The organism is Pseudomonas sp. UYIF39, assembly GCF_029963765.1.
Lineage (GTDB): Bacteria > Pseudomonadota > Gammaproteobacteria > Pseudomonadales > Pseudomonadaceae > Aquipseudomonas.
Window position 1 is genome coordinate 48,260 of the sequence record NZ_JALBYU010000002.1, and the last position, 24,675, is coordinate 72,934.

At 58.7% G+C, this 24,675-nt stretch carries 24 protein-coding genes; 14 read left to right on the top strand and 10 right to left on the bottom strand.

Annotation, left to right across the window (positions count from 1 at the left end; genetic code table 11):
• The first annotated feature begins 100 nt into the window (after nucleotides 1-100).
• Nucleotides 101-1,078 (top strand): NADPH:quinone reductase, encoded by a 978-nt coding sequence (locus MO767_RS03170; RefSeq protein ID WP_282479384.1) that lies wholly within the window; start codon nucleotides 101-103, stop codon nucleotides 1,076-1,078.
• Between the two features lie 145 nt (nucleotides 1,079-1,223).
• On the opposite strand, the gene MO767_RS03175 is transcribed toward MO767_RS03170, so the two are convergent.
• The 3 genes from MO767_RS03175 to MO767_RS03185 form a co-directional block, all read right to left on the bottom strand.
• Nucleotides 1,224-1,781: an L-threonylcarbamoyladenylate synthase gene (locus tag MO767_RS03175; protein WP_282479385.1), complete on the bottom strand. Its 558-nt coding sequence runs from the start codon at nucleotides 1,779-1,781 to the stop codon at nucleotides 1,224-1,226.
• 54 nt (nucleotides 1,782-1,835) lie between these two features.
• Nucleotides 1,836-2,942 (bottom strand): DNA-processing protein DprA, encoded by a 1,107-nt coding sequence (gene dprA / locus MO767_RS03180; RefSeq protein ID WP_282479386.1) that lies wholly within the window; start codon nucleotides 2,940-2,942, stop codon nucleotides 1,836-1,838.
• A gap of 79 nt (nucleotides 2,943-3,021) precedes the next feature.
• Nucleotides 3,022-4,047, bottom strand: a complete 1,026-nt coding sequence (locus tag MO767_RS03185) for a LysM domain-containing protein (protein ID WP_129439727.1) — start codon at nucleotides 4,045-4,047, stop codon at nucleotides 3,022-3,024.
• Nucleotides 4,048-4,219: 172 nt separating this feature from the next.
• On the opposite strand from MO767_RS03185, the gene def reads away from it, so the two are divergent.
• From def to MO767_RS03210, 5 genes are read left to right on the top strand one after another with little or no spacing between them, the layout of a single operon-like run.
• Nucleotides 4,220-4,726, top strand: coding sequence for a peptide deformylase (gene def, locus MO767_RS03190; RefSeq protein WP_046056612.1), 507 nt, complete (start codon nucleotides 4,220-4,222; stop codon nucleotides 4,724-4,726).
• Between the two features lie 57 nt (nucleotides 4,727-4,783).
• A complete protein-coding gene (fmt, locus tag MO767_RS03195) occupies nucleotides 4,784-5,743 on the top strand; it encodes a methionyl-tRNA formyltransferase (RefSeq protein ID WP_282479387.1) in 960 nt (319 codons plus the stop codon).
• Nucleotides 5,740-7,050 (top strand): 16S rRNA (cytosine(967)-C(5))-methyltransferase RsmB, encoded by a 1,311-nt coding sequence (gene rsmB / locus MO767_RS03200; RefSeq protein WP_282479388.1) that lies wholly within the window; start codon nucleotides 5,740-5,742, stop codon nucleotides 7,048-7,050. The genes fmt and rsmB overlap by 4 nt, the downstream gene beginning before the upstream one ends.
• Nucleotides 7,051-7,071: 21 nt before the next feature.
• The gene (trkA, locus tag MO767_RS03205; protein ID WP_282479389.1) at nucleotides 7,072-8,445 is read left to right on the top strand and encodes a Trk system potassium transporter TrkA; all 1,374 of its coding nucleotides are present in this window, start codon (nucleotides 7,072-7,074) and stop codon (nucleotides 8,443-8,445) included.
• A 29-nt stretch (nucleotides 8,446-8,474) separates the two neighbouring features.
• Nucleotides 8,475-8,789 (top strand): tetratricopeptide repeat protein, encoded by a 315-nt coding sequence (locus tag MO767_RS03210; protein ID WP_223431361.1) that lies wholly within the window; start codon nucleotides 8,475-8,477, stop codon nucleotides 8,787-8,789.
• On the opposite strand, the gene MO767_RS03215 is transcribed toward MO767_RS03210, so the two are convergent.
• From MO767_RS03215 to tag, 3 genes are all read right to left on the bottom strand, one after another.
• A complete protein-coding gene (locus MO767_RS03215; RefSeq protein ID WP_282479390.1) occupies nucleotides 8,790-9,029 on the bottom strand; it encodes a PilZ domain-containing protein in 240 nt (79 codons plus the stop codon).
• A 72-nt stretch (nucleotides 9,030-9,101) separates the two neighbouring features.
• Nucleotides 9,102-9,989 (bottom strand): lysophospholipid acyltransferase, encoded by an 888-nt coding sequence (locus MO767_RS03220; protein WP_282479391.1) that lies wholly within the window; start codon nucleotides 9,987-9,989, stop codon nucleotides 9,102-9,104.
• A gap of 40 nt (nucleotides 9,990-10,029) precedes the next feature.
• Nucleotides 10,030-10,587 (bottom strand): DNA-3-methyladenine glycosylase I, encoded by a 558-nt coding sequence (gene tag, locus MO767_RS03225; RefSeq protein ID WP_282479392.1) that lies wholly within the window; start codon nucleotides 10,585-10,587, stop codon nucleotides 10,030-10,032.
• A gap of 81 nt (nucleotides 10,588-10,668) precedes the next feature.
• On the opposite strand from tag, the gene glyQ reads away from it, so the two are divergent.
• From glyQ to MO767_RS03245, 4 genes are all read left to right on the top strand, one after another.
• A complete protein-coding gene (glyQ, locus tag MO767_RS03230) occupies nucleotides 10,669-11,622 on the top strand; it encodes a glycine--tRNA ligase subunit alpha (protein ID WP_003213601.1) in 954 nt (317 codons plus the stop codon).
• On the top strand, nucleotides 11,619-13,673 hold the full coding sequence (gene glyS / locus MO767_RS03235; RefSeq protein WP_282479393.1) for a glycine--tRNA ligase subunit beta: 2,055 nt from the start codon (nucleotides 11,619-11,621) through the stop codon (nucleotides 13,671-13,673). The genes glyQ and glyS overlap by 4 nt, the downstream gene beginning before the upstream one ends.
• Nucleotides 13,674-13,677: 4 nt before the next feature.
• Nucleotides 13,678-14,217, top strand: coding sequence for a D-glycero-beta-D-manno-heptose 1,7-bisphosphate 7-phosphatase (gmhB, locus tag MO767_RS03240; RefSeq protein WP_282479614.1), 540 nt, complete (start codon nucleotides 13,678-13,680; stop codon nucleotides 14,215-14,217).
• An 82-nt stretch (nucleotides 14,218-14,299) separates the two neighbouring features.
• On the top strand, nucleotides 14,300-15,079 hold the full coding sequence (locus MO767_RS03245) for a lysophospholipid acyltransferase family protein (protein ID WP_282479394.1): 780 nt from the start codon (nucleotides 14,300-14,302) through the stop codon (nucleotides 15,077-15,079).
• A 286-nt stretch (nucleotides 15,080-15,365) separates the two neighbouring features.
• Here the strand turns inward: MO767_RS03245 and gyrB are convergent, their stop codons facing one another.
• From gyrB to dnaA, 4 genes are read right to left on the bottom strand one after another with little or no spacing between them, the layout of a single operon-like run.
• Nucleotides 15,366-17,789 carry a DNA topoisomerase (ATP-hydrolyzing) subunit B gene (gyrB, locus tag MO767_RS03250; RefSeq protein WP_282479395.1) on the bottom strand — a complete coding sequence of 808 codons (2,424 nt, stop codon included), beginning with the start codon at nucleotides 17,787-17,789 and terminating at the stop codon, nucleotides 15,366-15,368.
• A gap of 5 nt (nucleotides 17,790-17,794) precedes the next feature.
• The gene (recF, locus tag MO767_RS03255; protein WP_282479396.1) at nucleotides 17,795-18,898 is read right to left on the bottom strand and encodes a DNA replication/repair protein RecF; all 1,104 of its coding nucleotides are present in this window, start codon (nucleotides 18,896-18,898) and stop codon (nucleotides 17,795-17,797) included.
• A gap of 20 nt (nucleotides 18,899-18,918) precedes the next feature.
• Entirely contained in the window at nucleotides 18,919-20,022 is a 1,104-nt protein-coding gene (gene dnaN, locus MO767_RS03260) for a DNA polymerase III subunit beta (protein WP_017341709.1), read from the bottom strand.
• Between the two features lie 39 nt (nucleotides 20,023-20,061).
• On the bottom strand, nucleotides 20,062-21,582 hold the full coding sequence (gene dnaA, locus MO767_RS03265) for a chromosomal replication initiator protein DnaA (protein ID WP_282479397.1): 1,521 nt from the start codon (nucleotides 21,580-21,582) through the stop codon (nucleotides 20,062-20,064).
• A gap of 567 nt (nucleotides 21,583-22,149) precedes the next feature.
• On the opposite strand from dnaA, the gene rpmH reads away from it, so the two are divergent.
• From rpmH to yidC, 4 genes are read left to right on the top strand one after another with little or no spacing between them, the layout of a single operon-like run.
• A complete protein-coding gene (gene rpmH, locus MO767_RS03270) occupies nucleotides 22,150-22,284 on the top strand; it encodes a 50S ribosomal protein L34 (RefSeq protein ID WP_003213577.1) in 135 nt (44 codons plus the stop codon).
• Nucleotides 22,285-22,300: 16 nt separating this feature from the next.
• A complete protein-coding gene (gene rnpA / locus MO767_RS03275; protein ID WP_031319201.1) occupies nucleotides 22,301-22,702 on the top strand; it encodes a ribonuclease P protein component in 402 nt (133 codons plus the stop codon).
• Entirely contained in the window at nucleotides 22,695-22,940 is a 246-nt protein-coding gene (yidD, locus tag MO767_RS03280) for a membrane protein insertion efficiency factor YidD (protein WP_074872215.1), read from the top strand. Before rnpA ends, yidD begins: the two co-directional genes overlap by 8 nt.
• 2 nt (nucleotides 22,941-22,942) lie before the next feature.
• A complete protein-coding gene (gene yidC / locus MO767_RS03285; protein WP_129439752.1) occupies nucleotides 22,943-24,628 on the top strand; it encodes a membrane protein insertase YidC in 1,686 nt (561 codons plus the stop codon).
• The last annotated feature ends 47 nt before the right edge of the window (nucleotides 24,629-24,675 follow it).

The following is a 24,675-nucleotide window of genomic DNA, read 5'->3' on the forward strand; positions in this document are numbered from 1 at the left end:
TCGCAGATGGACCTGCCGCAGTTGACGAAGATCAAGCATAGGAGTCCGATAGGGAGCTTCGCGCTACAACCCTAGTAGCTAAGACCTAAGGAGAGTTCTGATGGCCAAGCGTATCCAGTTCCGCGCCCATGGCGGCCCCGAGGTGCTCGAGTATGTTGACTACCAACCCGCCGAGCCCGGCCCGCAGCAGGTTCGCGTCACCAACAAGGCCATCGGCCTGAATTTCATCGACACCTATTTCCGCAGCGGTCTCTATGCGCCGCCAGCCCTGCCATCGGGCCTGGGCTCGGAAGGCGCGGGCGTGGTCGAGGCCGTGGGCAGTGAAGTCACCCGGTTCAAGGTCGGTGATCGCGTGGCGTATGGCAGCGGTCCGTTGGGCGCCTACAGCGACGTTCACGTGTTGCCGGAGGCCAATCTGGTGCACCTGCCGGACGCGATCAGCTTCGAACAGGCCGCCGGCGTAATGCTCAAGGGCCTGACCGTGCAGTACCTGCTGCGTCAGACTTATGAGCTCAAGGGTGGCGAAACCATCCTGTTTCACGCCGCGGCCGGTGGTGTCGGCTCCCTGGCTTGCCAATGGGCCAAGGCCTTGGGCGTGAAGTTGATCGGTACGGTCAGCTCACCGGAGAAAGCCGCATTGGCCAAGGCCAACGGCGCTTGGGCAACCATCGACTACAGCCATGAAAACGTCGCACAGCGCGTACTGGAATTGACTGACGGGAAAAAAGTCCCGGTGGTGTACGACGGCGTCGGCAAGGACACTTGGCTGACTTCGCTAGATAGCGCGGCGCCTCGCGGTCTGGTGGTGAGCTTCGGCAATGCGTCGGGCGCGGTAGACGGGGTGAACCTGGGAATTCTGTCGGCAAAGGGTTCGCTGTACGTGACACGGCCTACGCTCGCGACTTACGCCAACAATGCCGAAAACCTGCAGCGTATGGCGGATGACCTGTTCGAGATGATCATCAGCGGCAAGCTGAAAGTGGACATCAGCCAGAAGTATCCATTGGCCCAAGCAGCGAAGGCGCAGACCGAGTTGTCGGCGCGGCGTACGACGGGTTCGACTGTTCTGTTGCCTTGACGGACGCCATCGTCGGAACGCCGCCCAGACCAAGCTCGCTCCCACAGTGGATCGTTGTCGAACACAAATTCTGTGTTCACTGAAGATCTCCTGTGGGAGCGAGCTTGGTCCGGGCGGCGTTCCGACGATGAACGATGACGCGGTCTTAATCCGGGCGCACGACATGCCCGGTTGCCAGGTCTCGGATAACGCTCGGGTTCTTGCGCCCACCCAGATTCCCGCCCAGCACCAAATCAACCTGCCCACGGAAATACTGCTCCACGCGAATCCGTGTGCGCGCCGCCGGCTGGCCCTGTGGATTGGCCGAGGTCGACACCAGCGGCCCGACCAACGCACACAAATCCCGCACCTGCGGATGATCGCTGACCCGCAGCGCCACCGTTTCATGCACGCCGGTAATCCATTGGGGCAACATATTCTGATGCGGCACCAGCCAGGTGTTCGGCCCTGGCCAGGTGCTGGCCATGCGATCCATCCACAATTCAGGAAAGTCTTCGAAGAGGAAGTCGAACTGGCGAATGTTGTCGGCTACCAGAATCAACCCTTTTTCCACTGACCGCCCCTTGATCGCCAGCAGACGATAGACCGCCTCTTCGTCCCACGGGTCGCAACCCAGGCCCCAGACCGCTTCGGTTGGATAGGCAATCACCGCGCCTGCGCGAATGGCTCGTGCGGCTTGTTGCACACGCCAACTGTTGACCATGAAAAACTCTCCGGAATAAGGCTCTGCGCAGTTTACCGATCTTCCTTATAAAACCTAGCTCACCCGCGCAAACCAGCGCCCGCTTTCGCAGACCGCACGGCCGTCCATTTCCAGTTCCGTCAGCGCTGCCAGCACTTTCGGCAAGGTCCAGCCGCTGGTGACGGACAACGCCTCACTGGTGTGGGGCGCCGCGTGAAGCAGCATGAGCAAGGGATGAGTCGCCGCAATCGAGGGTGTCTCTGTGGATAACGGCAACTGTTGCCAGCCACGCAAGGCGTCGAGGATATGCTCGATGGTTTCTACCAGCACCGCGCCATCGCGGATCAACTGATGGCAACCGCGAGCACCGGGATGATGGATCGAGCCAGGGATCGCATACACCTCGCGTCCTTGTTCCGCCGCCAGCCTCGCAGTGATCAGTGATCCGCTGGCGACACTCGCCTCGACCACCAGCACGCCCAGGGATAAACCGCTGATGATTCGATTGCGCCGGGGGAAGTTACTGGCGGTCGGCCCGGCGTCCAGCGGGAACTCCGAAAGCACTGCGCTGCCTGAGGCGATCATGGCGTCTGCCAGCCTTCGATTGCGCTGTGGATAAAACTTTTCAAGACCCGTGCCAAGTACACCGACCGTTCGCCCGCCCACGTCCAAAGCGGCTTGATGCGCGGCGGCGTCGATGCCCAGCGCCAGACCGCTGGTAATGACAAAACCGGCGCCGGCCAGACTGCGGGAAAAGGCGGCGGCGGTGTCTATGCCTGGCCGCGAAGCGCGACGGCTGCCGACCATCGCCAGTTGCGGTTTTTCCAGAATGCCGGGATCGCCTGCCACGAATAACAGCGGCGGCGCATCACTGATTTCCGCCAGCAGTGCCGGGTAGTCAGGTTGGTCCCACATCAGTAAATACTGGCCCGGACGCTCTAACCAGGCCAATGCGTGGCCCGCGCCATCACGGATTTCACTGGAGCGCCTGGCCTCCGCGCAAGCGAGGGGCAAACCCAGTGAACGCCAGGCACTGGCCGGCGCGCTGATAGCCTTGGACGCCGAGCCGAAGGCCTCAAGCAATTTCTTGAAACGCGCAGGACCGAGTTCCGGCAGGCGATGCAAACGTAAACGAGCTTCCAGTTCCGCAGGGGAAACCGGTGCAAAAGCAGACAGCGACATGGATCATCCTTGATCGTTATGAGCCCCGTTCAAACGGGAATAAGCTGTGGATAACTCTGTTGGTAACTTGTAGAGCCTGTTAAGGATTTCGCACCTTGTCCAGTACCGCCAGGGAGCGTGATGCGTTGAGCACCAGCCCGTAGCTGAGCTTGTCATAGGTGCGGAAAACCATCAGCAGACCGGCGCGTTCATCCGGGATTTTCAGTGGCTGACCGGTGATCCGGTCACGCACGGTCTCGCCGGTTTTCATCACCACCAACACGTTGCCTTCGGCCAAGCCATCGCGATGGCCCTTGTTCAGCGTGACCACATCCAGCGCGCCAATTTGGGTAACCCCGCGCGGCACGTCGATAATCAACCCGTTGATCTCGGTTTTTGGCGCACTGGGCATGAAGGTCGAGTTTATCGATCGCTCTTCACCGCTGAACAAGCGGTCGCCGAGGCGAACTTCCTGGGTCGTGCGTTGCAGCGCCAGGGTGGCGACATCGCCCTCGGTGGCCACAATCTCGCCACCGCCGATGTCGTCGGCATTGATCCCCAAAAATTCTTTACTTACAGGATCGGTGTAGACCTTGCCCTGACGGAAGATGCCGTAAACCGGCTGAGCCGGATCGAAGTGGCCGCGAGCGAAGATTCGATCACCGGTGCCACTGAGCACGCGTTCGGCATCGCCGGCGACGATATAAGGCGCCTTGTCGAAGTCCTCGACCGTGTCGACGATGCGGTTGCTCAGCAGAAAGCTGTTGATCGACTGCAGCGGAATGCTTGGGATCGCATCGGCAACCGGGCTGCTGCGGATGCGTGGCGACAGCTTGATGGTGCCCCGGGAAGCGCCGCGATTGAGGGTCAGACGTGGTTGCCCGTTGACGTAGACCAGCGACAGCGAGTCGCCGGGGTAAATCAGATTGGGGTTTTCGATCTGTGGATTGGCTTGCCAGAGTTCCGGCCATTTCCACGGTTCACGAAGGAATTTCCCCGAGATGTCCCAGAGTGTGTCACCCGATACCACAGTGTATTGCTGTGGAAAACCTTCCTTGAGTTGCACTTGCCCGTGCGCCAAACCGGCCGAGGCCAGAAGGAGCAAGGCGAGTAGTGATTTCCTCATGCGGTGAATCCCTTTATTATGTGCATTCGCGTAGAACGCCAGAGCCCTCGTGGCTCGCTCCCGACTCTTTACCAAAAAGAGAAGGAAGCTACGTTTTACAACGGTAGCCTGCATCTTCGGACCCGCCAGGCCATCGACCCGACATTACCTCAAACGTGCAGCAATTAAGCTTATGGCCATTTTAGACATCCTCGAATTCCCCGACTCGCGCCTGCGCACTATCGCCAAACCTGTGGCCGTAGTGGACGACGAAGTGCGTCAGTTGGTCGATGACATGTTTGAAACAATGTATGAAGCGCCAGGCATCGGCCTCGCCGCGACCCAGGTCAACGTGCACAAACGTATCGTCGTGATGGACCTCTCCGAAGACCGCAGCGAACCACGGGTGTTCATCAACCCCGAGTTCGAAACCCTGACCGACGAGATGGAGCAATATCAGGAAGGCTGCCTCTCGGTGCCGGGCTTCTATGAAAACGTCGATCGCCCACAGAAGGTCAAAATCAAGGCCCTGGACCGCGACGGCCAGCCTTACGAACTGATCGCCGAAGGCTTGCTCGCAGTGTGCATCCAGCATGAATGCGACCACCTGAATGGCAAATTGTTCGTCGACTACCTGTCCAATCTCAAACGCGACCGAATCAAGAAGAAACTGGAAAAGCTCCATCGCCAGAACGCTTGATGCGCTCCTTTCAAAGGCTTGCTGCGGCAAGCCTTTTTCTTTTGCGAGACCTTTTGAATGACTGAGCCATTGCGCATCGTCTTTGCCGGCACCCCGGAATTCGCCGCCGAACACCTCAAGGCCCTGCTCGACAGCCCTTACGAGATGGTCGCGGTCTACACCCAACCGGACCGTCCGGCGGGTCGCGGGCAAAAGTTGATGCCAAGCCCGGTCAAGCAGTTGGCCCTGGAAAACAACATCCCGGTACTGCAACCGCCAACCCTGCGCAACGAAGACGCTCAGGCTGAACTGGCCGCACTCAAGCCGGACTTGCTGGTGGTGGTCGCCTACGGCCTGATCCTGCCGCAAGTCGTGCTGGATATTCCGCGCCTGGGTTGCATCAACAGCCACGCCTCCTTGCTGCCACGCTGGCGCGGTGCGGCGCCGATCCAGCGCGCCGTCGAAGCGGGCGACAGCGAAAGCGGTGTGACCGTGATGCGTATGGAACTGGGCCTCGACACCGGGCCGATGTTGCTGAAAGTCACCACACCGATCACCGGTGAAGACACCGGCGGCAGCCTCCACGACCGTCTGGCCGAAATGGGCCCTCCGGCGGTGATTCGGGCGATTGCCGGGCTCGCTGCCGGAACGCTGGAAGGCGACGTGCAGGACGACAGCCTCGCCACCTACGCGCACAAATTGAACAAGGACGAAGCGCGCATCGCCTGGAGCCGCCCGGCGGTTGAGCTGGAACGTCTGGCACGCGCCTTCAACCCATGGCCGATCTGCCACAGCACGCTGAATGGCGAAGCATTGAAGGTGCTGGCTGCGAGCCTCGCCGAAGGGAAGGGCGCTCCAGGTGAAATCCTCAGCGCCAGCAAGGAGGGTTTGATCGTCGCCTGCGGCGAGCAAGCCTTGTGTCTGACTCGTCTGCAATTGCCCGGCGGCAAGGCGCTGAACTTCAGCGACTTGTTCAACAGCCGTCGTGAGAAATTCGCCGTCGGCACCGTCCTCGGTCAAGCGGCGGACGCTCAATGAATCCACGTCTGGCCGCCGCCAAGGCACTTGCTGCTGTTCTTAACGGAAAAGCCTCACTCAACAGTTCCCTGCCGACGCAGATGGACAAGGTTGAAGATCGCGACCGCGGCTTCACCCAAGACCTGGCGTTCGGCACCGCTCGCTGGCAGCCGCGTTTGTCGGCGCTGGCGGCCAAGTTGCTGCAGAAGCCGTTCAAGGCAGCCGACGCCGATGTCGAAGCGCTGTTGCTGGTCGGTCTCTACCAGTTGCTCTACACCCGGGTTCCGGCCCATGCCGCCATCGGTGAAACCGTGGGTTGCGCCGACAAGCTGAAAAAGCCCTGGGCCAAGGCCTTGCTCAACGCCGTGTTGCGCCGCGCCCAGCGTGAAAGCGAAGCGCTGCTGGCCGAGCTGGAACACGATCCGGTGGTGCGCACTGCCCACCCGCGCTGGCTGCAAAAATCCCTGAAGGCTTTCTGGCCTGAGCAGTGGGAAGCCATTTGTGCAGCGAACAACGCGCATCCGCCGATGATCCTGCGCGTCAACCGTCGTCATCACAGCCGCGATGCTTATCTCGGGTTGCTGACCGACGCCGGCATCGCCGCCACGCCGTGTGTTTACAGTCAGGACGGCATCATTCTCGAAGCCGCTGCCGACGTGCGCAGCCTGCCGGGTTTTGCCGAAGGCTGGATCAGCGTGCAGGACGAAGCCGCGCAACTGGCCGCCGATCTGCTCGACCTGGCACCGGGCCAACGGGTGCTGGACGCCTGCTGCGCACCGGGCGGCAAGACCTGCCACATCCTTGAAGCCGAGCCGGCACTCGCCGGCGTGGTGGCGGTGGACCTGGAAGCCAAGCGTCTGGTGCGTGTGCGGGAAAACCTCGCACGCCTGGGCCTGAGCGCCGAACTGATCGCCGCCGACGGCCGCGACACCGCCACCTGGTGGGATGGCAAACCGTTCCAGCGCATTCTGCTGGACGCGCCGTGCTCGGCCACCGGCGTCATCCGTCGTCATCCCGACATCAAGCTGACTCGCCAACCGGACGACATCGCTGCTCTGGCGGTACTTCAAGGTGAGCTGCTCGACGCCATGTGGATAACTTTGGAAGTCGGTGGAATTCTGCTTTACGCCACCTGCTCCACGCTGCCGACCGAGAACACCGAAGTCATTGAGGCCTTCCTCGCTCGCACGCCGGGCGCCCGTGAACTGGACCTCGCCACTCAAGCCGGTATCAAGCAGCCTCACGGTCGCCAATTGCTGGCCCAGGACGGCGGCCACGACGGGTTCTACTACGCCAAGCTGATCAAGATCGCCGCCGCGCGCGGTTAATGGGTTTAAGGGAGTGACTGGATGAAAATCATCATCCTCGGCGCAGGGCAGGTCGGCGGTTCGCTGGCAGAACACTTGGCCAGCGAGGCCAACGACATCACCGTCGTCGACACGGACGGCGAACGCCTGCGCGACCTCGGCGATCGGCTGGACATCCGCACTGTGCAGGGCCGTGGCTCACTGCCGACGGTGCTGCGCCAGGCCGGCGCGGACGACGCCGACATGCTGGTGGCGGTGACCAACAGCGATGAAACCAACATGGTTGCCTGCCAGGTTGCCCACACCCTGTTCCACACGCCGACCAAAATCGCACGGGTGCGTGAAGCAGCCTACCTGACTCGCTCCGAGCTGTTCGACAACGAAGCGATTCCGGTGGATGTGCTGATCAGCCCGGAGCAAGTGGTCACCCATTACATCAAGCGCCTGATCCAGCATCCGGGCGCCTTGCAGGTGATCGACTTCGCCGAAGGCAAAGCCCAATTGGTGGCGGTGAAGGCTTACTACGGCGGCCCGCTGGTGGGCCAGCAACTGCGACAGTTGCGTGAGCACATGCCGAATGTCGAAACCCGTGTGGCGGCGATTTTCCGTCGTGATCGGCCGATCCTGCCGCAGGGCGATACGGTGATCGAGGCAGACGACGAAGTCTTTTTCATCGCCGCCAAGGCGAATATTCGCGCGGTGATGAGCGAAATGCGCCGCCTCGATGAGAGCTACAAACGCATCGTCATCGCCGGCGGCGGGCAGATCGGTGAGCGTCTGGCCGAGGCCATCGAAAGCCGTTACCAAGTGAAGATCATCGAGATGAACCCGGCGCGCTGCCGTCATCTTTCGGACACCCTCGACAGCACCGTGGTGTTGCAGGGCAGTGCCTCCGACCGCGACTTGCTGATGGAAGAGAACATCGCCGACGCCGACCTTTTCCTGGCCCTGACCAACGACGATGAAGCCAACATCATGTCGTCGCTGCTGGCCAAGCGCCTGGGTGCGAAGAAGGTGATGACCATCATCAACAACCCGGCGTACGTCGACCTGATCCAGGGCGGCGACATCGACATCGCCATCAGCCCGCAATTGGCAACCATCGGCACTTTGCTGGCGCACGTGCGTCGCGGCGATATCGTCAGCGTGCACTCTTTGCGCCGGGGCGCGGCGGAAGCCATCGAGGCGATTGCCCACGGTGATGAAAAGTCGAGTAAGGTCATCGGCAAGGCCATTGAGAACATTGGCCTGCCGCCGGGCACCACCATTGGCGCAATCATCCGCGACGAAGAGGTGATCATTGCCCACGACGACACCGTGATCGCGGCCGGCGACCATGTGATTCTGTTCCTTGTGGATAAAAAGCATATTCGGGATGTGGAAAAGCTGTTCCATGTGGGACTCAGCTTCTTCTGATCTCGCTCTGTCCAAATGAGGTGCGATAGATGCTCGAATCCCTGGAAAAGATGCTCGCCAAGGGTGTGGATAACTCATTGCTGCGCTTCGGCCTGGGCAAGGGTTATTTGGATCTTGGGGAAAACGCCAAGGCTGCCGAGCATTTCCAGCGTTGCGTCGAATTCGATCCGAAGTATTCAGCGGCCTGGAAGCTATTGGGCAAGGCCCATCTGGGGCTGAAGGATTTCGCATCCGCACGACAGGCGTGGGAACAGGGCCTGGAAGCCGCTCGCGCCCATGGCGACAAGCAGGCCGAAAAGGAAATGACGGTGTTTCTGAAGAAACTTGAGCGTCAGGCCCACTGATCAGAGGTATCGCAGGCCGATGCCCTCGGCATCCACCTGCACCACTTCCATACGCACCCGCGGGGCGCCTGTGGGTAAGTCTTGCACCTGACCGTACACCACCGCGCCCTTGGGCAACGCCGACAAGCCCTGATGCTTGACGTAGACGCCTGTCGTCGAAAGGTTACGCGTCTGACCCAGGCATTCGCCGAAGCTGTGGTGACTGATCTTGATGCGAAACGATTTGCGGTGTTCGGACATCTTCTGCGCCCTTTATTGAACGGTTGTGGATAACCCTGGCCCCTAGGTTATCCACAGATCATGCCAATCAACTCAGTACCAGCGTTCTTCGCCCGGCGGACGCTTCTTGAAGCGCTTCATGCTCCACATGTACTGGCTCGGATATGCCCGCACATAGCGCTCGACCACCTGGCTCATGGCCGCACAGGACGTCTCGGTATCGGTGCTGTACATGGCCTCTGGCGCGGCTTCGAGGATCACTTTGTAACCCGAACCGTCCGGCAGACGTAGCGCATGCAGGAACACGCCGACCGCTTTGCCACCGGCGAGCATGTTCGGTACGAACTTGCTGGTCAGGGCCTGGGTGGCGAAGAACGGTACGAAGATCCCGGCGGATTCGGCCGGTTCCGGGTCAGCGGGAATGCCCACTGCACCACCTTTGCGCACTTCCTTGATGACGCTGAGGATGCCTTCCTTGGTGGAGGCGGCCACCCGGTTGCCCAATTGCACCCGCTGCTTGCGCAGCAAATCATCCACCGCCTTCAACTTTGGCGGGCGATAGAAAATGATCGGTTTGCACTGGCTGCAATAGAAGTGGTTCAACACTTCCCAGTTGCCCAAGTGACTGGTGATGCCGACGACACCTTTGCCGGAGGCGAGGGCGTCCTTTAATACGTCAAGACCTTCGACTTCACGCACCAGGTCGATGGAGCGCTGGGCCGGCCAGATCCAGGCGCAGGCGCTTTCGGTCAGGGACTTGCCGATGTCTTTAAGGCTCTGACCTACCAGTCGCTCCCGTTCAGCCGCATCCATGTCGGGGAAACACTTGGCGAGGTTGATCCGCACGACATCGCGGGAACGGTTGGGGGTTTTCCACATGAACCAGCCGATGGCCGAGCCCACTGCCTGCACTGCCCGCCACGGAAGCAGGGCAAACAGCCGCAGAGCGCCTACCAGCAAGGCGCCTTTAAACTTATCCACAGGTCACTCCTGATCTTGTGCTGTGCGCGAGGCGGCTATTCTAACCGCCGTGCGCCAGCATCGCGTAGCGATCGCAATCCTGGGTGTGGTCCATGACCATGCCCGAGGCCTGCATCAGCGCGTAACAAATAGTCGGGCCGACGAACGTGAAGCCGGCCTTTTTCAGGCCTTTGCTCATCTCCACGGCGGTCGGCGTCACGGCCGGCACTTCGCTGCGATCCCTGAAATGATTGATCACAGGCTTGCCGTCGACGAAAGACCAGAGAAACTCTACCGGATCCTCCAGCGCCAGCCAGGCCTGGGCATTGCGCCGGGCCGCATTGAGTTTCAGGCGATTGCGAATGATGCCCGGATCGAGCATCAATTCATCAATTTCAGCGTCGCTCATCTGCGCCACGCGCTGTACGTCGAAACCGAACATCACCTGACGATAGTGCTCACGTTTACGCAGCACGGTGATCCAGGAAAGGCCGGCCTGGAACCCTTCGAGCAAAAGCAACTCGAACAAACCCTGCGCATCGCGTAGCGGCGTACCCCACTCCTGATCGTGATAAGCCATGTACAGCGGATCTTCGGAACACCAAAAGCAGCGTGGCATAAGGCTCCAGGGGGCGTGCGCAGGACCGAATCGGGTATACTCCCGCTCTTTAAATCGCAGCCCAAGAAACAGGTGAATTTCGTGAGCCAGCCTACGCCAGCCGTGCGTACCTTCCAAGACTTGATCCTCGCCCTCCAGCAATACTGGGCCGAGCAAGGTTGTGTGGTACTTCAGCCCTACGATATGGAAGTAGGCGCCGGGACTTTCCACACTGCCACGTTTCTGCGCGCCATTGGCCCGGAAACCTGGAACGCCGCTTATGTGCAGCCCAGTCGTCGCCCGACTGACGGCCGCTACGGTGAAAACCCGAACCGTCTGCAGCACTACTACCAGTTCCAGGTCGTGCTGAAGCCGAACCCGGACAACTTCCAGGAACTGTACCTGGGCTCCCTCAAGCATGTCGGTCTGGACCCGCTGGTCCACGACATTCGCTTCGTTGAAGACAACTGGGAATCGCCGACCCTCGGCGCCTGGGGTCTGGGCTGGGAAGTCTGGCTCAACGGCATGGAAGTGACGCAGTTCACTTACTTCCAGCAAGCGGGCGGCATCGAGTGCTACCCGGTGACCGGCGAGATCACTTACGGTCTGGAGCGCCTGGCCATGTACCTGCAAGGCGTGGACTCGGTCTACGACCTGGTCTGGGCTGACGGTCCGTTCGGCAAGGTGACCTACGGCGACGTGTTCCACCAGAACGAAGTGGAGCAGTCGACCTATAACTTCGAACACGCCAACGTCGAGAAGCTGTTCGAACTGTTCGATTTCTACGAAAGCGAAGCCAAGCGCCTGATCGAACTCGACCAGCCGCTGCCGTTGCCGAGCTACGAAATGGTGTTGAAGGCCTCCCACACCTTCAACCTGCTGGATGCGCGCCGGGCGATCTCGGTGACCGCGCGTCAGCAATACATTCTGCGTGTCCGCACCCTGGCGCGTTCCGTTGCGCAAGCCTACCTGCTGGCTCGCGCCAAGCTGGGCTTCCCGATGGCGACCCCGGACCTGCGTGACGAAGTGTTGGCTAAGCTGGAGGCTGCACAATGAGTGCTCAAGATTTTCTGGTTGAACTGGGCACCGAAGAACTGCCACCCAAAGCCCTGAACATCCTGGCCGACGCGTTCCTGGCCGGTATCGACAAGGGCCTGCAAGCCGCGGGCCTGAACTACGAGACCAAAACCGTCTACGCCGCGCCACGTCGTCTGGCGGTGCTGATCACCGATCTGGCGACTCAGCAGCCGGATCGCAGCATCAACCTTGACGGCCCGCCACGGCAGGCCGCGTTCGATGCCGAAGGCAACCCGACTCAAGCGGCCCTGGGCTTCGCCAAAAAGTGTGGCGTCGACCTGAGCGAAATCGATCAAAGCGGTCCGAAACTGCGTTACAGCCAAAGCATCGCCGGCAAACCGACCGCGAGCCTGCTGCCAACCATCGTCGAAGATTCCCTGAACGACCTGCCGATTCCCAAGCGCATGCGCTGGGGTGCTCGCAAGGAAGAATTCGTTCGTCCGACCCAGTGGCTGGTGATGCTGCTCGGTGACCAGATCATCGATTGCACCATCCTCGCCCAGAAGGCGGGTCGCGATTCCCGTGGTCACCGCTTCCATCACCCGGAAAGCGTGCGCATCACCTCGCCGGCCAACTACCTGGCCGACCTGCGTGGCGCTTACGTACTCGCCGACGCCAACGAGCGCCGCGAACTGATCAGCAAACGCGTCGAAGAGCTGGCAACGATGCAGGAAGGTACTGCAATCGTTCCGCCAGCGCTGCTCGACGAAGTGACCGCGCTGGTTGAATGGCCGGTGCCGCTGGTGTGCTCGTTCGAAGAACGTTTCCTCGACGTGCCGCAAGAAGCCCTGATCACTACCATGCAGGACAACCAGAAGTATTTCTGCCTGCTGGATGCCGACGGCAAGTTGCTGCCACGTTTCATTACCGTGGCCAACATCGAAAGCAAAGACCCGCAGCAGATCATCGCCGGTAACGAGAAAGTGGTTCGACCACGCCTGACCGACGCCGAGTTCTTCTTCAAGCAAGACAAGAAGCAGAAACTCGAAGACTTCAACCTGCGCCTGCAGAACGTGGTGTTCCAGGAAAAACTCGGCAGCGTCTATGACAAGGCCGAGCGCGTTTCCAAACTCGCTGCGTTCATCGCCCAACGCATTGGCGGCAACGCCGCGTGGGCTTCCCGTGCAGGCCTGCTGTCCAAGTGCGACCTGGCGACCGAGATGGTCGGTGAGTTCCCGGAGATGCAAGGTGTCGCCGGTTACTACTACGCCCTCAACGACGGCGAGCCGGAAGAAGTTGCACTGGCACTGAACGAGCAATACATGCCGCGCGGTGCCGGTGCGGAACTGCCGACCACCCTGACCGGTGCGGCCGTGGCCATCGCGGACAAGCTCGACACGCTGGTGGGCATTTTCGGCATCGGCATGCTGCCAACCGGCAGCAAAGACCCGTATGCCCTGCGTCGTGCTGCACTGGGCGTGTTGCGCATCCTGATCGACAAGAAGCTCGACCTCGACCTGAACGACGCCGTGGCTTTCGCCGTGAATGCGTTCGGTACCAAGGTCAAGGTTGCCGGCCTCAACGACTCGGTGCTGGAGTTCATCTTCGACCGTCTGCGTGCCCGTTACGAAGACGAAGGCGTGGATGTCGGGACGTACCTGTCGGTGCGTGCCCTGAAGCCGGGTTCGGCGCTGGACTTCGATCAACGCGTACAAGCGGTCGAGGCGTTCCGCAAGTTGCCGGAAGCCGCTGCCCTGGCCGCGGTGAACAAGCGCGTTTCGAATTTGCTGAGCAAGGTCGAAGGCTCTGTTCCTTCGGTCGTTGAAGCCAAGTACTTCGACAACGCCAACGAGTTCTCCCTGTACTCGGCGATCCAGCAAGCTGACCAGGCTGTCCAGCCGATGGCTGCGGCGCGTCAGTACAGCGAATCGCTGGCACGTCTGGCTGCCTTGCGCGAGCCGGTGGATGCGTTCTTCGAAGCGGTGATGGTGAACGCGGAAGATGCCAAGGTTCGCGCCAACCGTTATGCACTGCTGGCGCGCCTGCGTGGACTGTTCCTGGGCGTCGCCGACATTTCGCTGCTGGGTTGAGGGGCTGCTGTTGAAACTGCTGATTCTCGATCGGGACGGGGTGATCAATTACGACTCCGACGCTTACATCAAGTCGGTGGAGGAGTGGATTCCGCTCCCGGGTTCGATCGAAGCCATTGCGCAGTTGAGCAAGGCCGGCTGGACGGTAGCGGTGGCTACCAACCAGTCGGGCATCGCTCGCGGCTATTACGACATCGCCACCCTGGACGCCATGCACGAGCGCTTGCGCTCGTTGGTGGCGGAGCAGGGCGGTGAAGTCGGGCTGATCGTCTATTGCCCGCACGGGCCGGACGATGGCTGCGATTGCCGCAAACCGAAACCCGGGATGTTGAAAACCATCGCCGCGCATTACAACGTATCGCTGACCAATCTTTGGTTCGTCGGCGATACCCTTGGTGACCTGGAGGCCGCCAAAGCCGTCGATTCTCAGCCAGTTTTGGTAAAGACCGGGAAAGGCGAAATAACCTTGGGCAAGACCCTGCCGGTGGGCACCCTGATTTTTGACGATCTAGCGGCGATTGCCGCAGAACTTATCCACAATTAGAGCGCTTTCGAGACTCCTGACCAAGGATTGTTCGGGATTGCGCTTTATATAGACGGGCAGAGCCCGCACGGTAAACGTCGCCATGTCGATACTCCAGGCCATCAGAACCTTCCTCTTTTACCTGCTGCTGGGCACCAGCTCTTTGCTCTGGTGCAGCCTGAGCTTTTTCATCGCGCCGTTTTTGCCATTCAAGGCGCGCTATCGCTTCATCAATGTCTACTGGTGCCGCTGCGCCTTGTGGCTGAGCAAAGTCTTTCTGGGTATCAGCTACGAAGTGAAAGGCGCCGAGAACGTGCCCGACCAGCCCTGCGTGATTCAGTCGAACCACCAGAGCACATGGGAGACGTTCTTTCTATCGGCCTACTTCGAGCCGTTGAGCCAAGTGCTCAAGCGCTCATTACTGTTTGTGCCGTTCTTCGGCTGGGCCATGGCCATGCTGCGACCGATCGCCATTGACCGCGACAATCCGAAAGCCGCGCTCAAGCATGTGGCGAAGAAGGGCGATGAACTGCTGAAGGATGGCGTCTGGGTCCTGATCTTCCCAGAGGGAACGCGCGTTCCTTACGGCACCATCGGAAAGTTCTCTCGCGGTGGTACCGCTTTAGCCGTCAACGCCGCACTTCCAGTGCTGCCGATTGTGCACAATGCTGGCAAGTTCTGGCCGAAAACCGGTTGGGCGAAGAAGCAGGGCGTCATTACCGTGATCATCGGTGAGCCTATGTACGCCGTGGGTAGTGGGCCGCGCGCCATTGCCGATCTGAATGACCGCGTGCAGAGCTGGAACGAGCAGATGCAACGGGAAATGGGCTCGCTGCCAGCAGCCCCTGCGGCCCCCTCCGCCAACGATCAGGTTGCTGTCTGAGATTCTGTGGATAACCTGTGTACCGTTTTGTCGAAAAGTAGCGTTTTTTGTTTTTAAGCTTATGATTTATATACATATTTCCTAAACACATAAAACGCCGGAAATGGTGCATAAGTTTTTTTCGGGCGCAAAAAAACCGGCTGATATAGCCGGTTTTTTTATGCCCGGAGGCTGCTGGGTTTCAGGCTTCGCACAAAGGGCACGTGGGACCTGCTTTCACAGAATCGCAGCAATAAAAAAGGCCAACGCTGAGCGTTGGCCTTTTTCGTTTGGCAGGTTCGCTGGATCAGAAGTCCAGGTTGGAAACCGCCAAGGCGTTGCTTTCGATGAAGTCACGACGAGGCTCGACCGCATCACCCATCAGGGTGTTGAAGATCTGGTCCGCGCCAATGGCGTCTTCGATGGTCACTTTGAGCATCCGGCGCTGTGCTGGGTCCATGGTGGTTTCCCACAGCTGATCCGGGTTCATCTCACCCAGACCTTTGTATCGCTGGATGGTGTGACGCTTGGTGCTTTCGGCCATCAGCCATTCAAGGGCTTCCTTGAACTCGGTGACCGGCTTCTTACGCTCGCCACGCTGGATATACGCGCCGTCGTCCAGCAAGGTGCTCAGTTGCGCACCCAGAGAAACAACAGTCTTGTAATCGTTGCTGCCGAAGAAGTCGCGGTTGAAGGTGACGTAGTTCGACAAGCCGTGGGAGATCAGTTCGACCTCAGGCAGCCAGACGTTACGTTCACGGTCTTCACGCAGGCTGGCTTTGTAAACCAGGCCGGACTTCTCGACGGTGCGCAGACGAACTTCGTACTGGGCCATCCAATCCTGCATCGCAGCGTGATCGGACAATTGCTCCAGGCTAACGGCAGGAAGGTAGATGAAGTGCTCGGTCAGCTCTTGTGGGTACAGGCGCGACAAACGCTTGAGCGTCTTCATTACCAGACGGAAGTCATTCACCAGGCGCTCGAGGGCGGCTCCGGAAATACCCGGGGCTTCTTCGTTCAGGTGCAGGCTCGCATCTTCCAGGGCCGATTGCGTCATGTACTCTTCCATGGCGTCGTCGTCTTTGATGTATTGCTCTTGCTTGCCTTTCTTGACCTTGTACAGCGGTGGCTGGGCGATGTAGATGTAGCCGCGCTCGATCAGCTCCGGCAACTGACGGAAGAAGAAGGTCAGCAGCAGGGTACGGATGTGCGAACCGTCGACGTCAGCATCGGTCATGATGATGATGTTGTGGTAACGCAGCTTCGCGATGTTGTACTCATCGCGGCCAATGCCACAGCCCAGCGCGGTGATCAAGGTGCCCACTTCTTGCGAAGAGATCATCTTGTCGAAGCGCGCCTTCTCGACGTTCAGGATCTTGCCCTTGAGAGGCAGAATGGCTTGGGTCCGACGGTTGCGTCCCTGCTTGGCGGAGCCGCCAGCAGAGTCACCTTCCACAAGGTACAGTTCGGAAAGGGCAGGGTCTTTTTCCTGGCAGTCAGCCAGTTTGCCCGGCAGACCGGCGATATCCAGCGCGCCTTTACGACGGGTCATCTCACGGGCTTTACGCGCCGCTTCACGAGCGCGAGCCGCATCGATCATCTTGCCGACGACCAGCTTGGCTTCGTTCGGGTTTTCCAACAGGAAGTCGGAGAAGTACTTGCCCATTTCCTGTTCGACCGCGGTCTTCACTTCGGAAGAAACCAGCTTGTCTTTAGTCTGGGAGCTGAACTTCGGATCCGGCACTTTTACCGAGATGATCGCGGTCAGGCCTTCACGGGCATCGTCACCGGTGGTCGCGACTTTGTGCTTCTTCGCCAGACCTTCGGCTTCGATATAGGTGTTCAGGTTACGCGTCAGCGCGGAACGGAAACCCACCAAGTGAGTACCGCCATCGCGCTGTGGAATGTTGTTGGTGAAGCACAACAGGTTCTCGTTGAAGCTGTCGTTCCACTGCAAGGCGATTTCCACGCCGATGCCGTCTTCGCGCTGGACGTTGAAGTGGAACACCTGGTTGACCGGGGTCTTGTTGGTGTTCAGGTATTCAACGAACGCACGCAGGCCACCTTCGTACTTGAACAGCTCTTCCTTACCGCTGCGCTCATCCTTGAGGACGATGCCGACACCGGAGTTGAGGAAGGACAGTTCACGAATCCGCTTGGCCAGGATGTCCCAGCTGAAGTGGATGTTCTTGAACGTCAGGTCGGACGGTTTGAAGTGGATCTGGGTGCCGGTGCTTTCACTCTCACCGACGATTTTCATCGGTTCTTTTGGAACACCATGAATGTAGGTCTGTTCCCAGATCTTGCCGCTGCGGCGAACGGTCAAGACCAGCTCTTCGGACAGGGCGTTCACCACCGACACACCTACACCGTGCAAACCGCCGGATACTTTGTAGGAGTTGTCGTCGAACTTACCGCCGGCGTGCAGCACGGTCATGATGACCTCGGCTGCCGAGACGCCTTCTTCTTTGTGCACATCTACCGGGATACCACGACCGTTGTCGCGAACGGTGATGGATTCGTCCGGGTGGATGATGATGCTGATGTCGTCGCAGTGGCCAGCGAGCGCTTCATCGATGGAGTTGTCGACTACCTCGAAGACCATGTGGTGCAGACCGCTACCATCGTCGGTGTCACCAATGTACATACCGGGACGTTTGCGTACGGCATCCAGGCCTTTCAGCACTTTAATGCTCGTTGAGTCGTAGGTATTCGTATTTTCTTCGCTCAATGCCTTCACTCCCGATGGTCGTGGGTCTGGGTGATACGGCCCTGTTCCACGTGGAACAGAGCGACTGGCGTTTCCGTCTGCCAGCCTTCCCTCAATAATTCGTGATCTACACAGGTGATAAACACCTGGCAGCGTAAGTCTTCCAGCAAGCGGCAAAGCGCGCGGCGGTGGTGCTCGTCCAGTTCGGACGGCAGGTCATCCACCAGATAAATACACTGGCCCCGTCGGACCTGGCTGACCAAGTGTCCTTGGGCAATCCGCAATGCACAGACCACCAGCTTCTGCTGACCGCGGGACAAGATGTCTGCGGCGTTGTGTGCGCCCAATCTAAGACGCAAATCAGCTCGCTGTGGTCCGGCCTGGGTATGACCCATTTGCTGATCCCGCTGAAGGGACCCGGCGAGCACTGCACTCAACTCGCGGTCTTTGTCCCAACCTCGGTAATAGCTGAGCGTTAAGCCCTCGAGCTCAACCAGTTCGCTCAAGGTCTGTTCAAAGACTGGTTTCAAGGCTTTGATATAAGCGCGGCGGTATTCATCAATTTCAGCGCTGGCCTGGCACAGTTCCCTGTCCCAAACCGCTTGCGAAACGGCGTCAAGTGTACCATGCCGCAGCCAAGAGTTTCTCTGGCGCAGGGCCTTCTGCAAGCGCTGCCAGGTGGACATGAATCTTGGTTCCACGTGGAACACGCCCCAGTCGAGAAACTGACGACGAATCTTCGGTGCGCCTTCCAGCAATCGGAAACTGTCAGGGTTGATCAACTGCAGTGGCAGGATTTCCGCCAGTTGCGCCGCGCTCCGGGCGTTCTGCCCGTCGATGCGAATCTGGAACTCCCCTTGACGGTCTCGGGAGATCCCCAAGGCGCTGTGCCCACCCTCGGCCAACTCCACCTGACCAAACACCGTACAGGCGAGCTGCTCGTACTGGATGACCGGTAACAGGCGGGTGCTACGAAACGAACGGGCAAGCCCCAGCAGATGAATGGCTTCCAGAACACTGGTTTTGCCGCTGCCGTTGGCGCCGTAAAGAATGTTGATTCGGGGGGAGGGGGAGAAGGTCACCGGGTGCAGATTGCGCACCGCGGTGACCGAGACGCGACTTAGGGACATCTAGCTTCTGCTGAGCATGATTACAGACGCATCGGCATGACAACGTAGGCCGAGTCGTCGTTGTCGGACTCTTGCACCAGCGCACTGCTGTTGGAGTCGGACAGGATCAGACGAACCTGCTCAGTCGTCATGACGCCCAACACGTCGAGCAGGTAGCTCACGTTGAAGCCGATTTCCAGATTGCCGCCGTTGTACTCGACGCCCACTTCTTCTTCCGCTTCTTCCTGTTCCGGGTTGTTCGCCTGGATCTTCAGCTGACCATTGGCCAGTTGCAGGCGGATGCCACGGTACTTCTCGTTGGACAGAATCGCCGTACGACTGAAGGCTTCACGCAGGGCCTGACGATCGCCAAGTACCAGTTTGTCACCGCCCTTAGGCAGAACGCGCTCGTAGTCAGGGAATTTGCCGTCGACCAGTTTCGAGGTGAAGGTGAACTCACCGGTGGTGGCGCGAATGTGATGCTGACCCAGGACGATGCTGACAATGCCGTCCGGCTCAGTCAGCAGGCGCGCTAGCTCAAGGATACCTTTACGTGGCACGATGACCTGGTGGCGATCCGGCTGGCCGATGTCAGCCTGCATCGAGCACATGGCCAGACGGTGACCGTCGGTGGCCACGGCGCGGATGATGCCAGCCGAGACTTCCAGCAGCATACCGTTAAGGTAGTAACGAACGTCCTGCTGGGCCATGGCGAAGCTGGTCCGTTCAATCAGACGGCGCAATTTGCTTTGCTCAAGACTGCACGTCAACGAGCCTGGGCCTTCTTCCACAGTCGGGAAGTCATTGGCTGGCAGGGTCGACAGGGTGAAGCGGCTACGGCCGGCCTTCACCACGAGCTTCTGCTCGTCGACCTTGATGTCGATCAGCGCATCGTTCGGCAAGCTCTTGCAGATATCCATCAGCTTGCGCGCAGGCACAGTGATGGAACCTGGATCGGCAGGCTCTTCGAGTTGTACACGACCAACTAGCTCGACTTCCAGGTCGGTACCGGTCAGCGACAATTGCTGGCCTTCGACAACCAGCAGCACGTTGGAGAGCACCGGCAAGGTCTGTCGGCGCTCGACGACGCCCGCGACCAGTTGCAGGGGTTTCAACAGGGCTTCGCGTTGAATGGTGAAATGCATGCTCTAGTCCCTTGCCTTAATAAGCTGCGCTGGTGTTCATCAAGTGGTCAGTGTACGCAGCAGGTTCTTGTAGTCCTCGCGGATGTCCGCGTCGGATTCCTTAAGTTCGTTGATCTTGCGACAGGCGTGCAAAACAGTCGTGTGGTCCCGGCCGCCAAACACGTCGCCGATTTCCGGCAAGCTGTGGTTGGTCAGTTCTTTGGACAACGCCATGGCGACCTGACGCGGACGAGCTACCGAACGCGAACGACGTTTGGACAACAAGTCGGAGATCTTGATCTTGTAGTACTCGGCGACCGTGCGCTGAATGTTATCCACAGAGACCAGTTTGTCTTGCAGTGCCAACAGATCTTTCAGGGATTCGCGAATCAACTCAATGGTGATATCGCGGCCCATGAAGTGCGAGTGGGCGATCACGCGTTTGAGCGCGCCTTCCAGCTCACGGACGTTGGAACGAATACGCTGGGCAATGAAGAACGCCGCGTCATGGGGCAGATCGACTTTGGCCTGATCGGCCTTTTTCATTAGGATCGCCACACGGGTTTCCAGTTCCGGCGGCTCGACGGCTACCGTCAGGCCCCAGCCGAAGCGGGATTTTAGGCGCTCTTCAAGGCCTTCAATTTCTTTCGGGTAGCGGTCACTGGTGAGAATGACCTGCTGGCCACCTTCAAGCAGGGCGTTGAAGGTGTGGAAAAACTCTTCCTGGGAACGTTCTTTGCGAGCGAAGAACTGAATGTCATCGATCAGCAATGCATCCACCGAACGGTAGAAGCGCTTGAACTCGTTGATGGCGTTCAGCTGCAGGGCCTTGACCATGTCGGCCACGAACCGCTCGGAATGCAGGTACACAACCTTGGCATTCGGATTCTTCTTTAACAGGTGGTTACCCACAGCGTGCATCAAGTGGGTTTTACCCAAACCGACGCCACCATAAAGGAAGAGCGGGTTGTAACCGTGCTTGGGATTGTCCGCCACTTGCCAGGCCGCAGCCCGGGCCAGTTGGTTGGACTTGCCCTCGACGAAGTTTTCGAAGGTGAAGGTGCGGTTCAGGTAGCTGGTGTGCTTGAGCGCGCCTTCGACCTGCACCGTACGCTGTTCGGCGCGAATCGGAGCTTGTTGCGAACTGGCCCCGGCCATCGGGTCGAAGCTGTCGCGCGATGGCTCTTCATTAACCTCGGCAACTTTTTGCGTCGCACGCTTGGTCGGAGCGGCTAACTGGGCTGGCGCCGGGGCGCTGACAGGTGCTTGAGCGGCCTGAGCCTGTGAAGCAGCGGCGGCCAACGGAGCATTCGGGGCGGCACGCGGTGCCGAACTGCGTTTGCTGCCTATTAATAAGGACAGCGCCGGCGCAATGCCATTGCCATGCTCATCCAGCAGTTCAAGGACGCGGCCCAGGTACTTTTCGTTGACCCAGTCGAGAACAAAACGATTCGGTGCGTAGACACGCAACTCGTCGCCTTCGGCTTCGACCTGTAGTGGACGGATCCAAGTGTTGAATTGTTGGGCAGGCAGCTCATCGCGCAAAAGCTCCACGCACTGCTGCCAAAGTTCCACTGACACGGATATCCCCTAAGTTGAAAGCCGGTGAGGCAAAAACAAGCCGCCATTGTAGCCGACCAAGCCCCGACTTATCCACATGAAGGTTGTGCACCTCCCATGAAGAATCAGTGATTTATACGAAAAAAAGACGACCAGCGGTCTGTGCATAAGCTCTGTGGATAACCGGGTCTAAGGTCGTTGTACAAGTGGGGGGGAAACTCGGTGGATAACCACCCTGTGGATAACTACCTCTTTCACACACAGCTTATCCGACAGCGCAGCACAGGCTTACCACCGTTTTCCACCGTAGTTGTCATTCTCTGTACATCACGACTTTAAAGGGCTGATGGCAGTTATCCACAGATGATCGTGGCCCTAGCTTTTATAAGCTTTACAGAAAAGCTTTAAATACTTTCCTTCTTAATTTCTATATCTAGCCAAGGAGCTCGGCAGGAAAATCGTCTGGAGATCTATTTATGAGGAAACGCTGGTTGGAAATTGACCTAGAGGCTTGCTTTCTCTAGAATCCCCGGTCTCTTAAAACGGGGGCCATTCCGGCCCGTTGTGGACGAACCAGGTAACACGACAATGAAACGTACTTTCCAACCAAGCACTATCAAACGCGCTCGTACCCACGGTTTCCGTGCTCGCATGGCTACCAAAAACGGTCGTGCCGTCCTGTCGCGTCGTCGCGCCAAAGGTCGTGCGCGTCTGGCAGTTTGATAATCCGGCACTGGAGGTGAGTCAGGACTTCAGTCGGGAAAAGCGTCTGCTTACTCCCCGGCATTTCAAGGCAGTCTTTGACTCCCCTACCGGCAAGGTTCCGGGGAAAAATCTCCTGCTCCTTGCGCGCAACAACGATCTTGATCACCCCCGTCTCGGGCTGGTTATCGGGAAAAAGAGCGTAAAGCTCTCCGTCGAGCGCAATCGCCTCAAACGTCTGATGCGCGAATCGTTCCGTCTGAACCAGGACTCACTGGCCGGCTGGGACATCGTTATCGTCGCGCGCAAAGGTTTGGGTGACGTAGAAAACCCCGAATTGATTCAGCATTTCGGCAAACTCTGGAAGCGTCTGGCACGTAGCACGCCGGTACCAGCAGTCAAAACCGAAACTGTAGGGGTAGACAGTCCCGATGCGTAAACTGGCACTCGTTCCGATCCAGTTTTATCGCTATGCCATTAGTCCTCTGATGGCCAGTCACTGTCGTTTCTACCCCAGTTGTTCCTGCTACGCGTATGAAGCCATAGAAAATCATGGCCTTCTGCGCGGTGGCTGGCTGGCCTTTCGTCGTTTAGGTCGCTGTCATCCGTGGAATCCCGGTGGTTATGACCCGGTTCCATCTATCCCTACCTCCCGTTCTTCTTCGATGGCCGAGTAATCATGGATATCAAACGCACGATCCTGATCGTCGCCCTGGCAATCGTGTCCTACGTTATGGTTCTTAAATGGAACCAGGACTATGGCCAGGCTGCCCTGCCGACTCAGAATGTTGCTTCCAGTACTACCGCACCGGGCTTACCGGATACGGCGACTGGCAATAATGCTTCTGTCAGTGACGACATTCCACGCGCCGCAAGTGATACCAGTGCAACTGCACCTGCTGAAACACCAGTAGCTGCAAGCAAAGACCTCATCCAGATCAAAACGGATGTGCTCAACCTGGCAATCGATCCACAAGGTGGCGATGTTGCCCAGTTGACGCTGCCGCTGTATCCACGTCGCCAGGACCATCCGGAAATTCCATTCCAGTTGTTCGATAACGGCAACGAGCGGACTTATCTGGCCCAGAGCGGTCTGATCGGCACCAACGGTCCGGACGCCAGTCCTGCCGGCCGTCCGGTTTACTCCTCGGAGAAGAAGATTTACCAACTGGCTGACGGTCAGGACCAATTGGTCGCAGACCTGAAGTTCAGCAAGGACGGCGTCAACTACATCAAGCGTTTCACCCTGAAACGTGGCCTGTATGACGTAACCGTTTCCTACCTGATCGATAACCAGAGTGCCCAGCCTTGGTCCGGTGCAATGTTCGCGCAATTGAAGCGTGACGCCAGCTCCGATCCTTCTTCCAGCACCGCCACCGGCACCGCGACTTACCTGGGCGCTGCCCTGTGGACAAGTAACGAGCCGTACAAGAAAGTGTCCATGAAGGACATGGACAAGGCACAGCTGAAAGAAACCGTTAACGGTGGTTGGGTTGCATGGTTGCAGCACTACTTCGTGACCGCGTGGATTCCGGCGAAAGGCGAGAACAACCTCGTCCAGACCCGTAAAGACAGCAAAGGCAACTACATCATCGGCTACACCGCTCCGGCAATGACTGTCGCGCCAGGTGCAAAAGCCGAGACCAGTGCCGTTCTGTATGCCGGTCCGAAAAGTCAGGCTGTGCTGAAAGAGTTGTCCCCAGGTCTGGAACTGACCGTCGACTACGGCATTCTGTGGTTCATTGCCCAGCCAATCTTCTGGCTGCTGCAACACATCCACGCGCTGGTCGGTAACTGGGGCTGGTCGATCATCTTCCTGACCATGCTGATCAAGGGGATCTTCTTCCCGCTGTCGGCTGCCAGCTACAAATCCATGGCGCGCATGCGTGCAGTGGCACCGAAACTGGCCGCGCTGAAAGAGCAACATGGCGACGACCGGCAGAAAATGTCGCAATCCATGATGGAGCTGTACAAGAAAGAGAAGATCAATCCGCTGGGTGGTTGCTTGCCAATCCTCGTGCAGATGCCGGTTTTCCTTTCGCTGTACTGGGTTCTTCTGGAAAGCGTTGAAATGCGCCAAGCGCCGTTCATGCTGTGGATTACTGACCTGTCGATCAAGGATCCGTTCTTCATTCTGCCGATCATCATGGGTGCAACCATGTTCATCCAGCAGCAGTTGAACCCGACTCCTCCGGATCCGATGCAGGCCAAGGTAATGAAGCTGATGCCTATCATCTTCACCTTCTTCTTCCTGTGGTTCCCGGCTGGTCTGGTGCTGTACTGGGTAGTGAACAACTGCCTGTCGATCGCCCAACAGTGGTACATCACTCGTAAGATCGAAGCAGCTACCAAAGCAGCTGCCTGATTTACACTGTGGATAACCACTCAAAACGCCCCCTAGTGGGGCGTTTT